The 10,558-nt window shown below is 35.0% G+C and carries 22 protein-coding genes; 3 read left to right on the top strand and 19 right to left on the bottom strand.

All coding sequences use genetic code 11. The features are described from left to right. Positions 1-13: 13 nt before the first annotated feature. The 17 genes from U0M88_RS02305 to U0M88_RS02225 form a co-directional block, all read right to left on the bottom strand. On the bottom strand, positions 14-460 hold the full coding sequence (locus tag U0M88_RS02305) for a single-stranded DNA-binding protein (protein ID WP_331868780.1): 447 nt from the start codon (positions 458-460) through the stop codon (positions 14-16). After that, positions 460-645 (bottom strand): hypothetical protein, encoded by a 186-nt coding sequence (locus tag U0M88_RS02300; protein WP_117446769.1) that lies wholly within the window; start codon positions 643-645, stop codon positions 460-462. The genes U0M88_RS02305 and U0M88_RS02300 overlap by 1 nt, the downstream gene beginning before the upstream one ends. A gap of 3 nt (positions 646-648) precedes the next feature. After that, on the bottom strand, positions 649-1,230 hold the full coding sequence (locus U0M88_RS02295; protein WP_331868779.1) for a hypothetical protein: 582 nt from the start codon (positions 1,228-1,230) through the stop codon (positions 649-651). Between the two features lie 13 nt (positions 1,231-1,243). Continuing rightward, positions 1,244-1,606: a hypothetical protein gene (locus U0M88_RS02290; protein WP_331868778.1), complete on the bottom strand. Its 363-nt coding sequence runs from the start codon at positions 1,604-1,606 to the stop codon at positions 1,244-1,246. Further along, a complete protein-coding gene (locus tag U0M88_RS02285) occupies positions 1,599-1,925 on the bottom strand; it encodes a DUF551 domain-containing protein (protein WP_331868777.1) in 327 nt (108 codons plus the stop codon). The genes U0M88_RS02290 and U0M88_RS02285 overlap by 8 nt, the downstream gene beginning before the upstream one ends. Next, the gene (locus U0M88_RS02280) at positions 1,922-2,221 is read right to left on the bottom strand and encodes a hypothetical protein (protein ID WP_331868776.1); all 300 of its coding nucleotides are present in this window, start codon (positions 2,219-2,221) and stop codon (positions 1,922-1,924) included. Before U0M88_RS02280 ends, U0M88_RS02285 begins: the two co-directional genes overlap by 4 nt. Continuing rightward, positions 2,214-2,417: a hypothetical protein gene (locus tag U0M88_RS02275; protein WP_331868775.1), complete on the bottom strand. Its 204-nt coding sequence runs from the start codon at positions 2,415-2,417 to the stop codon at positions 2,214-2,216. Before U0M88_RS02275 ends, U0M88_RS02280 begins: the two co-directional genes overlap by 8 nt. After that, complete coding sequence (locus tag U0M88_RS02270; protein WP_331868774.1) at positions 2,395-2,802, bottom strand: hypothetical protein; 408 nt, start codon at positions 2,800-2,802, stop codon at positions 2,395-2,397. Before U0M88_RS02270 ends, U0M88_RS02275 begins: the two co-directional genes overlap by 23 nt. 135 nt (positions 2,803-2,937) lie before the next feature. Next, positions 2,938-3,117, bottom strand: a complete 180-nt coding sequence (locus U0M88_RS02265; RefSeq protein ID WP_331868773.1) for a hypothetical protein — start codon at positions 3,115-3,117, stop codon at positions 2,938-2,940. A gap of 8 nt (positions 3,118-3,125) precedes the next feature. Beyond that, on the bottom strand, positions 3,126-3,395 hold the full coding sequence (locus U0M88_RS02260) for a hypothetical protein (protein ID WP_331868772.1): 270 nt from the start codon (positions 3,393-3,395) through the stop codon (positions 3,126-3,128). Positions 3,396-3,578: 183 nt separating this feature from the next. Continuing rightward, positions 3,579-4,763 (bottom strand): DnaB-like helicase C-terminal domain-containing protein, encoded by a 1,185-nt coding sequence (locus U0M88_RS02255; RefSeq protein WP_331868771.1) that lies wholly within the window; start codon positions 4,761-4,763, stop codon positions 3,579-3,581. A 9-nt stretch (positions 4,764-4,772) separates the two neighbouring features. After that, a complete protein-coding gene (locus U0M88_RS02250; RefSeq protein ID WP_331868770.1) occupies positions 4,773-5,522 on the bottom strand; it encodes a conserved phage C-terminal domain-containing protein in 750 nt (249 codons plus the stop codon). Between the two features lie 21 nt (positions 5,523-5,543). Continuing rightward, positions 5,544-6,419, bottom strand: a complete 876-nt coding sequence (locus U0M88_RS02245; protein WP_331868769.1) for a tyrosine-type recombinase/integrase — start codon at positions 6,417-6,419, stop codon at positions 5,544-5,546. Between the two features lie 26 nt (positions 6,420-6,445). After that, positions 6,446-6,613, bottom strand: a complete 168-nt coding sequence (locus tag U0M88_RS02240) for a hypothetical protein (protein WP_331868768.1) — start codon at positions 6,611-6,613, stop codon at positions 6,446-6,448. 59 nt (positions 6,614-6,672) lie between these two features. Further along, entirely contained in the window at positions 6,673-6,918 is a 246-nt protein-coding gene (locus tag U0M88_RS02235; protein WP_331868767.1) for a hypothetical protein, read from the bottom strand. Between the two features lie 57 nt (positions 6,919-6,975). Then, positions 6,976-7,248: a hypothetical protein gene (locus tag U0M88_RS02230; RefSeq protein ID WP_331868766.1), complete on the bottom strand. Its 273-nt coding sequence runs from the start codon at positions 7,246-7,248 to the stop codon at positions 6,976-6,978. 13 nt (positions 7,249-7,261) lie between these two features. After that, positions 7,262-7,480, bottom strand: a complete 219-nt coding sequence (locus tag U0M88_RS02225; RefSeq protein WP_331868765.1) for a hypothetical protein — start codon at positions 7,478-7,480, stop codon at positions 7,262-7,264. A gap of 79 nt (positions 7,481-7,559) precedes the next feature. Here U0M88_RS02225 and U0M88_RS02220 point away from each other — a divergent pair, with 79 nt between their 5' ends. Then, positions 7,560-8,315, top strand: a complete 756-nt coding sequence (locus tag U0M88_RS02220) for a hypothetical protein (protein WP_331868764.1) — start codon at positions 7,560-7,562, stop codon at positions 8,313-8,315. A gap of 119 nt (positions 8,316-8,434) precedes the next feature. Here U0M88_RS02220 and U0M88_RS02215 read toward each other — a convergent pair whose 3' ends face one another. Together U0M88_RS02215 and U0M88_RS02210 are read right to left on the bottom strand one after the other, a co-directional pair. Beyond that, the gene (locus tag U0M88_RS02215; protein WP_331868763.1) at positions 8,435-8,620 is read right to left on the bottom strand and encodes a hypothetical protein; all 186 of its coding nucleotides are present in this window, start codon (positions 8,618-8,620) and stop codon (positions 8,435-8,437) included. A gap of 58 nt (positions 8,621-8,678) precedes the next feature. Further along, positions 8,679-8,945 (bottom strand): helix-turn-helix transcriptional regulator, encoded by a 267-nt coding sequence (locus U0M88_RS02210; RefSeq protein WP_331868762.1) that lies wholly within the window; start codon positions 8,943-8,945, stop codon positions 8,679-8,681. Positions 8,946-9,014: 69 nt separating this feature from the next. Between U0M88_RS02210 and U0M88_RS02205 the strand changes: the two genes are divergently transcribed. Both U0M88_RS02205 and U0M88_RS02200 read left to right on the top strand, forming a co-directional pair. Continuing rightward, on the top strand, positions 9,015-9,671 hold the full coding sequence (locus tag U0M88_RS02205) for a LexA family protein (protein WP_331868761.1): 657 nt from the start codon (positions 9,015-9,017) through the stop codon (positions 9,669-9,671). Between the two features lie 12 nt (positions 9,672-9,683). Next, the coding region (locus U0M88_RS02200; protein ID WP_331868760.1) for a DUF4041 domain-containing protein at positions 9,684-10,558 on the top strand (875 nt) is incomplete at its 3' end.

Genomic DNA, 10,558 nt, shown 5'->3' with positions numbered 1-10,558 from the left:
TTCCTGTACCTCGCTAAAAAGGTAAGTCTGAATCACTTACATCTAATGTTTCCCCTTGCATATAGTCATATTTCGGTGCCATAGCAGACTTTTGTTGCGTTCCATAGACGTTTGGTTGTCCATATGGATTTTGGCTTGTGGTATCACTTTTTGGCTCTAAAAATTGCACGTTATTACATATAACTTCTGTGACATAGACTTTTTGCCCTTGATTGTTTTCATAGTTTCTTGTTTGCAAGCTTCCTGTAACTCCGATCAAAGATCCTTTGTGTAAATACTGCGCCATATTGTCTGCTGCTTTATTCCAAGCGACACAGTTGATAAAATCTGCATCCGGTTGACCTTGTGATTTAACAAGACGATTAACCGCTAAAGCAAACTGCACAACACTTTTTCCATTCTGTGTTTTTCTTAGATCTACTTCCTTACAAAGTCTTCCTATAAGATTCACTGAGTTCACTACTCATACCTCCCTGCTACAATAGCTTCACGTCTTTTTTCTTCTTTCATGTGCTCATCGTGTGCTAACGCATGAAGTACAACTTTATCTATGTTGTACTTCAAACAGAACTTTCCTAGTTCATACGCTTTTTTTTGTTGTTCTAATGCTTGTTTTAATTTTGATTCACTAACTGTTAATGCCATACTTTACTCCCAAATATTAAACATATACTTCTTAATCCGTTCTTCACCAACAACACTTCTAAATTCTTTAATATTTTCTTCACTTCCAAAATAGTTAACATCTTGTACAGAATAAAGACAACAACTTATATCTAATCTTTTGTATTTGGTTTCATAATAGATATAGTAATTTTCTTCTCCCGGTACAAACTCTTTCTTGTACTTGTCCACTTGTTTTAAGAACCACATATAATCTTTGGCTTCTGTAAGTGTTCTAAATACAAAATCACGACTAAATAAATATTCATCTTTTTCGCAATTATATATTTCTTCGTCAATAGCTCCATATGCAGTAATGTAATAATACTTTTCACCTTTTTTCGGTATATATCTTCCTTTTTGTTTTACTTTTTCAATGGCAAAGCCATTCATCAATCTTCCCCAAATTTCCATGCTTGGGTTTTCATATCCATTTCCCCTTTTTCTGTAGAGAGTTCCGTATTCATCAAAATAGTATTCGTCTTTAAATGTTTGAGAATCTAACTTAAATAGTTCATTAGGTTTCAGATTCTTTTCTTCCATGTATGTTTCTATCCATTTATTCATTTTGCACCTCGCATTACTTATCAATTACCTCGCAATTATCTAATGCTTCTCTAAACGTTATGTTTAAATCAACATTTTCAAAATATCCCCTATTGAACATGTACCTCACCACATAACATTCATGCAATATACGACCGTTCCAAGCTTCGTCTATATCAGTATAAGATTTTATCAAATCATACTCCCACCGTTTTAGTTTTATCTTTTCTTCATGTTCTTCTAAAACAGCCTTGATACATTCATCTACGCTTTCTTTAAATTCACATTTTGCACAAACTTTATCTGAACAACCCTTTCTGTATCTGCATACGTGCGCAATTATACAAAGGTATGATTCCGTATTTATCGATTCTTTATTCGCTTCTAAATTAGTCATTCTGTTTCTCCTTTCGAGTTTTATTCGAGTGGCACTCGTATGGTTTAGGCAAAGGCATCCATGCTAGAATGAAGTCTAAATCTTCCCAATAAACACCCAACCACCATCTTTTGCTTTCTTCGAAATATGCTCCAATATGATAGTGACCGCTTTTTGTATAAATAAGAACATTTTCGAATATCTCTGGCAATCTTTCTTCTACTGGTATCCATTCGCCTACTTTTGGTTGTTCGTTGATAATCTGTTTTAAAACTTCAACACCACCTATTCCATAAAAGTTCTTTTCTAATACTTCGAGCAATCGTTTCTCATCAATCACGATTCCACCTCTTCATACGTCTTTTCAAAGATATCGGGTTTACACGGATAAAACTCTCCGTTGATGCCCTCGATGATGTAGTCACCGATATAGGCTTCATGCACACCTCCAAGAGTTTGAATAAACAAAGCTATTTCTTCGTATATTTCACGCTTATTGCTGAATATGTTTTTTGGTTTTCGGATCACATGCTGAAATTCTGCTTTATCACAAAAATCCAACACCTCATTATTGTTTATACCATCCCACTGTATAGCTTCAATAACAACTGGTTTCTTTCTGTATTTCTTAATCATCTAACCACCCCAATTCTGACATCTGTTGATATATAGCTCTTACTTCTTCAGGTAATAAAGCATTATTTTGCGTATATGCATTAACTTCTTTTTCTATGAGATTAAACATGATAGCCCAGCCTTTGCGATATTCAATGAAAGCTGAAGCTTCAAACTTTTCCCACCCCATACTTTCAAACATTTCTTTTGCTGTCATTTTTTACCTCACTTTTTAAAACATTCATGTCATAACCACTCTTAACAAATTTGATTGTCAAATCATGGTTTATCGAATTTCCAAGTTTCTGATAAATCAGTTCCATTTGCTCTCTACTAAAATCCGTCTTTAGATAATAATTTATACGTTTTCTTATCGTATCTTGATAATATAAATTATGTTCATGATTATTGAATGGTTGTGTTTTATACGTATCTCTTGAACACCATTCTAATAATTTGTACTTAATATCTTGTTCACTATTTACATCATCTAGACCAAAATATAAATTTGTACTACTATAAAGAATAAGTTCGTTCAGTCTGTTAATATATGAATTAGGGAATAAATCCATTAGTCTACCGATATATGATTCCATTTTCATTCCTGTACCTCCTAAAAAGTTTCCATTTAACCTATAATTATCTTGACAGTCACAAACCTTTAATTTTTCCTTATTTCATGCGCAATACTGTCATTTTTAAAGAGTTAAAACTTTTTGTAATTTTCACTCTTGTTTTTACTTGAATACTTTCCAGTTTTCTTCATCTATCAGTTCCCATTCGCAGGGCATCCTGTTATCTATCAAACATCCATTACCTTCTTTAGAAAAAGGGCATGTAAAACATTCACCATTTTCACCGCATATATCCTTGATCAGATGTAACGCATTCAATATTTCTTCTTTTGTATATTTCATGACTCCTCCTAAAATAAGCTTTCCTGCTTGTATTTCTGACTGTTGAAAATCTTGATCAGATTGTCATGCGACTGCGTAACAATGGAAAAATACATATTTCCATTGATTTCAAAATATCTGTATAAACAACCTCCATCTACATTTTTATCAGGTATCAAAAGTAAAATATGATTCCCGTGATCTATGTAATACTCAGCACAATCCATGATCAGCTTTGTATATTCATCTGCCGGTTGTGCATAATATTCTTTCTTATCTGCCAAATTATACGCTTTCATAATTCTCCTTTCGTAAACCCATAATTCCTGTTCCAGTTATCTATCATCGATTCATACTCATCCAAAGTAGAGAGCCATTCTCTCCCTTTTTGATCCACTATGATGTAGTATCTGTACCCCGCAGCATTAATAACTTCATAAAGCTTTCCACCATGCTCCAAATCTTTTATGAATGTTCTTTTTCTATCTCTCACTGAATTTTTGGTTGTACTTGTTGAAGTACACTTTCCTCCTTCCTGTCTGGCCTCTGTTCTTTGCACAGATCAACTCATACTCTGACATTGAAGCATTGTAGTCTCTTGTAATATCATGCAGCAGCAATATACTGTGCGCTGTCTGCTCTACCTCTCCACTGTCCTTTAGGTTGATCAGCTTAGGTGTATCGTCTGTATCACGATTGAGCTGACTCAATGCGAATACCGTGCAGTCATAGTCTTTAGTCATTGTATTCAGCTCTATCATCGTATTCTGAATACGTTCTCTGGTATTTGATATCTTTCGGTTTGTGATGTATCCGATATGATCCACAAAAACAATGCAGTGTTCCTTTCTTGTTTCTCTTGCCACAATCCTTTGAATTCCCTCTATTGACTTAGATCCGTTGTAAAGTTTGAATTTTAATTTGTTTTCAAAGCGATATGCGGCATCCGATAAAAAGCCTTTTTCCTTGTCTGTCAACTTACCAAATCGATTGATAGGTACACCGCTTTGCATAGCCATCAGTCTTTGATAGATTTCCTTTTCAGTCATTTCCAGATTGAAGTACAGACACATATATCGCTCTGCCAAATCGTTTAGTATATTCAGTGCAAACGCTGACTTACCAACACCAGTTCTGGCTCCTATGACATTGACTGTCTTTTTAGCCGGCTGCACGATATCCCGATAAAAAGCGCTGGTCCTGAACTGCAGCTTTTCTCCGGATCTCTGTAATTCAACCATGATCTTGTCAGCACTCCATTTTGATGAAGTTCCCAAACTGTACTCATTGCCCAGTTTTGATACACTGGACTGAAATTCTTCGAAGGTAATGGCATCGTTTTCTACTTCAACGATGTATTCCTTTGCCTTTCGAATCGATAAACCCGTCTGTAATTCAGCAATCATTTCATCGTATCTTGATTTCTGATAGCTTAGATCCATCAATTCGATGTACAATCCATCAAGTCCCTGTTTGGACAAGGCAGGAAGAATGTCTTCCATCGCCAGTGTTCCTTTTTTTTCTGCTACCAGCTTGCATTGAACAATGATGGTTTGATAGGCAGGTATCGTAAACAGCTCTGCTTTCAGATTTGGATCTTTGATCAGATTGTCATCGTTGGATGCGATTGCTGCAACCTGTTGTTCCAGATATTCCTGTCTTTCCATATGATCCTCCTAAACGTATGGCATTGATCCGTAAGGATCGCTTTCTTTTTTCCTGACCTGGTTCAAATATCCTTCAAACTTACCGCCAAATAAAGTTTCCGGTCTTAGATATTTTTCCATGTCATTGCCAAGCCATTCAGAACACTTCACATCGATAACCGTAAAGAAATCTTCTTTTCGATAGCCTTCCAACCATCTGGCATGAATCTTCGTTTTTGTTTTAGAAGAATTGGCCTTGTAATGTGTACCTGCAACAGAATTCAAATGATCGATAATTTCTACATACGGTATGTTTTCTGATACTGATAAATCAGCGTCGTCGGAAACCGGACTATATATATTTAATTTATTATCATTATTGTTTGTTGTTGATTGTTTGTTAGTTGGCTTGTTGATTGGTGTGTTGTCTGTTTGTTGAAAGCCTGTTGATTCGTTTGTTGACTCATTTATAAAGCTTTGATAAAAATCGTATTTTGTGACGATTATTAGCGTATTTCTTTGTGTTGCTTGGCGTGTTATGTCGCCTGTCTTTTCCAAGTTTTTTAAACATGTTCTTATTTGTTGGACACTCAAGCCTGTTTGTGCCGATAAAGAGCCATAAGAAGTAATCAAAGTTCCTCTTTTTATGATCTCACCTCGCCACTTTTCATCGGCATGATTGGCCATCAGTAACAGATGAATGAACAAGGCTTTGGTATTGGTTTCTGTGTACCATTCCCAATTCACTATCTTTCGATGCAGCATAATATAGCCTTGCATATTTGACCACCTTGCTTTCTATCAATACTTCATTTTTTCCATTTTCTTTCGTTTCATTGCATCGGTTGTTCGTGTATATATCCTTGTTGTTTCGATGCTGGAATGGCCAAGAATATCAGCCAGTTCTGAAATGTTTCCACCTTCATCCAAAAATTGAATCGCAAACAAATGCCGGAAACTATGCGGATGCACTTTCGACAGTTTAATACCTCTGCACATGGATGCAATCTTTTTCATCCGCTTATAAATCGTTGATTCGTGGATCATAGTTCCAGGATTCTTACCCCGAAATATATATCCCGTTTTGATATGATTTTCTTTGCAGTAATGTATCAAATCTCTTCTTAGATCCTGGCGTATAATGACATTTCTAGTCTTTCCCTTATTGGAAACAAGAATGTAATTCGACTTTATATTTTCTACGGTAAATACCTTTAGTTCCTCTGCCCTGATGCCTGTATAAGCAAATATCTTCATAATGAAGTAAATATCCATCTGTCCCTTTTCCTTTGCCTTACGCAGCATTCTTTTAAGTTCTACAGGCTCTAAAACATCTTCCAAAGAGGATTCGTTCTGGAGCTTGACATTCTTTAAAACATTCTTTGAATAGTGCTTTTTCAATTTGTAAAAAGAAAAGTCAGGATCATCTTTGATTTCCATGTATTTCAGAAATTTGTTGATCACCGTAATATAGTTGTTTACTGTCTTCGGTTTATATTTTTGAATCAAGTTTTCTTTGTAACGAATAAGTTCTGCCTTATCAATTTCATCCGGCATGGCATCCAAAAAAGAAATAAGAATATGCTCATAATGTTTTAAAGTATTCTTTGATTTCTCATCTTCTTTTTCTTCTAAAAGATATTGCGATAAACTATCTTTCATTTCTGACTTTTTCAACGAGCATACCTCCCTTTCCATCCTATTTAGATTTCTTTACACCATTCCGGAAACACCCAGTAGTCTGTACCTTTTATTCTTCCCAGAGTTATAGTTTGTCCATTACCTTCTCCCGGAGGCGATGTCTTTGACTGCACTATCGGTAATCCGTCCACCTTATAAATCCAATCATTTTCGATTGGTCTTCTGTCCATATCATTCAGGAAAGCCTCGGCCGAAAAACACAGTAGTTTACCAGTGAATGCGTTTCGTATCATTCTTCATCACCTTCGAGGTAGTCATGGCATGCCCATAGTTTGCCTAGTAGGTAAAAGTAGCATTCCTTATCATCCATGTCAGGTAGTTTGTCCTTGAACTCATAAATAAACGATTCGGCCTCCTGGCAAGCATCAAGCGAATTCCAAGCGTTTTCGCAGCCAAATAACTGTCTTAATCTCTCATGATAGCCAGTCAGAAAATCTAAATTCCTTTCCTTTGGCTTATTTGGTAGTTGATACATATGTTTTCCTCCTTTTCTTTTTGTGTTAAAATAGGAGTGGATATTTTAAATTATCCACTATTGAGCGCTTTCGACTTTGGACGGTGATTGCGCTTTTTTTAATGCCTTCTCATACACATATCCCGTGTACTCCCAAAACAGTTTAGGCGAGATATAGTAGTTGTACCGGTTACTTTCCTCGTCGATCTTCATAGCCATGCCAATTGGTAATAAGCCTCGGATCAAAGCCAATCGGATAAACTGCGGATCTTTTCCCATGACCTCAGCGGCCAAAGTTACCGGTACTGCTTCCCCTGTAAACTCAGGTGGTTCCAAATACATGCTTGCCATATTTACCTCCTCTCTATAAAATACCCAATTGACCGAGTATCGTTGTTAATCCCATGACTGTTGAAATCAAAGTCATCACAACGATGCATGTAACTATCAGATATCCACATGGTTCTAAGTTTTTATTAACAACAATTGTCATTGCAGGTTTTTCTTTTTCTTCGTTTCTCTTACTTCTGTTAGGCCACTGAAAGGCTTCAGTGTGTAAGAAATCATCTTGTGGTTTGTTCATGTTCTCATCCCCTTTCTTTGTTTAAGTATTTTTATTTTAAATTGTTGTGTTATAATCGAACTAAATGTGAGGTATTATAATGAATAAAAAATTACAATTGCCGTTTTTTTCAAACGGAAAACTTGAAAGCTTTCGGGATACCACTGTGTTTTTAGAAGATTTGCATTTTTGCCCTCATTGTCAAAAAGATATATCTCCAAAATTTGAATTTGGTTCATTCCATTACACTAGTAAATCTGGTGAAATGAATGAAGTTTTACAAAATGGCCATGTTGACTGTGTTTTTGAATGCCCTTCATGTCATGAATCTATTTCAGTAAGATATGAAATAAAATACACAATCACTACACATAGTTTTCTTCACTGGGATTCTTTTAATATAGATAAAGTATCGCCATACCCTACACTTAAATTTCCTTTTGATAAATCAATATCGACTGTTTCTCCCAGATTTGAAAAAATATATACTCAAACAATTCAAGCAAAAGCTGAAGGTAAAGATGAACTTGTCGGTATTGGATACAGAAAATCAATAGAATTTTTATTAAAGGACTATTTAATATCCAATAATTCTGATGAATTAGATTCGATTTCCAAGATGCATTTAGCAGATTGTATTAATAAACTTGAAAATCAAAAAGTAAAGGATTTAGCTAAAGCTTCTATTTGGTTAGGCAACGATGAAACCCATTATGTTAGAAAACATAGTGATTTAGGAATTTCCGAATTAGAGAAATTCTTAAATACTCTTGTATCGTATTTAACTTTTGAAATAACAGCATCTGATGCCTCAGAATTCATTAATCAACAAAAGACTTCAAAAAATCCAATTTAGCCTTTATTATATTTTCGACCCTTTCCAAATACTCAATGTCATCACACTCTTTGATTAATTCAAGGAGTTCTTTTTTCTTTTCGATTTCCATCTCACACCTCCATCTTGTAGAAAAATTGTTATAACTTAATCTGAATATTGTTCAAATCATCAATAATCTCTTTTAATGTATGTTCAATTATTTCTACCGTTTGAGCTTCAGTTGGAAGCTCATTTTTTAATACCTCCAATATGGCTTTTTTAATTTTTAAATAGTTGTCAGCAGTCATGACAAATCCATCACTGAATTGAATATTTGTCTCCATTTTTTTCTTCACTCCCTCCCTGCGGGTGTTGAGTTGATAGATGTTGCGTTATCGCAACTTAATCTCCAAAAAAAATTAACCCTGCTTTTTTAGAAGAAATTCCTAATGCCGATACTAAACTCTGTGCTGTAGATACTGAGCAGCTTCTTCCATTCAATAAACGGCTAATTGTTGATTTATCAACACCGCTATGCTTTGCCAATTCGTTGATAGACCAATTCTTTTTTTGAATTTCTTCATTTAATGTGTCTACATCCACTTTCATATTTCCTCCTTTCCGTTGCGTATTCGCAACTTCTGATTTTATTATATCTTTTTGTTGCATAAAGTCAACACTTTTTATTGCTTTTTTGCAACAAAATATTTATACTGAAATTACAAGGAGGATATTCAAATGGAAAGTGTTCAAGAAAAGATAAAAAAAAGAAGAAAAGAGCTTGGACTTTCACTGGAAGATGTAGCCAAAGCTTTAAATGTTAATAGATCAACAATATTGAGATATGAATCTAAGAGCATCGAAAAAATGCCAATAGACGTAATTCCACCATTAGCCAGGATTTTAAAGTGCTCGCCAGAATATTTAATGGGTTGGGAAGATGATGAAGTCAAACCTGTCAACATCATCTATGACGACTACTTCCCCTTACATTATTGCACTAACCTTTCTGCTGGATCTCCCAGTGAACTGTTGGAAGCTGAACCAGATGCCATCGTATATGTACCTATAAAATTCCAATCTCGTAAGAAACGCCTCCATGCTTTTCTTGTCAATGGAACTTCCATGAACAATGTTATAGAAGATGGCTCCATCGTAGTAGCAGAAGAAGTGCCGGATACAGTAATAAAAGAAGGAACCATAGTAGTAGCTTGGTTCGATGGAGAAGCAACCGTCAAGAGGATCTATCCAGGAGACACACAAGTGACCTTGATGCCGGATAGCACGGATAAAGGTCATCAACCAATTATCGTAAATACACAAGAAACACAAATTTATATTTTCGGCCGTGTCATATGGCATATGAATCCGGATGACATCGAAAAGTACTATTAGGAGGAACACAACATGGGACTATTTAATAAAAAAGAATTACAGCGTATCTCCGAATTAGAAGAACAAAATAAGAAACTTCGAGAAACCATTGATTCTCTTGGTGCTAGAGATTATTTAGAAGTAAAAGAGAAAATAGAGCAATTGGCAGTCCAATATGAGAAAGACAAAAAGCAAGCTGAAGGCAATATAGCTTATTTAAACAACAGAAAAGAAGAATTACATCATCAAATCGATAAACTTAAATCAGAAATAAAAAATAAAGAATCTGAACTTTTCGATATATCGGAAGAAGTAGAACTGCAAGATTTTGGGATTTATAAACCTCACTATGATTGTTTGACATCCGATCAATATAAAGAACGTATTACCGCTAATCGCCTACTTCAAAAGAAAATGGTAAAAGAAAAAACAGCCATGAATTATTTTGATGGTTGGACATTAGACGGTAGCAAAGCAAAAGGACGCGCAATGAATAATGACAATATGAAAATGGTAATGCGTGCTTTCAATTATGAATGTGACTCAATCATTGACAAGGTAAAATACAATAACATAGATAAAATTAGGGATCAAATCTATAAATCAGCCAATTCAATAAACAAGCTAAACAATCGTAATAAAATTGAGATTCGATCAGAATATATCAATCTAAAAGTACAAGAGCTTGAACTCGTACACGAGTATAGACAGAAGAAACAGGAAGAAAAGGAAATTTTAAAAGAGCAAAGAGCTGAAGAACGAGAACAAGCTAAACTCCAAAAAGAGATTGAGGCTGAACGTAAAAAGATTCAAAAAGAGCAAACGCACTATCAAACAGCTAAGGAAAAATATCTAAAAGAATTGGCAGCTGCAGAGGAATCTCAAAAAGAAGATATTCTCAATAAGAT

This window comes from Faecalicoccus sp. (assembly GCF_036552745.1).
Lineage (GTDB): Bacteria > Bacillota_I > Bacilli_A > Erysipelotrichales > Erysipelotrichaceae > Faecalicoccus.
This window is presented reverse-complemented; position numbering and strand designations above follow the sequence as displayed.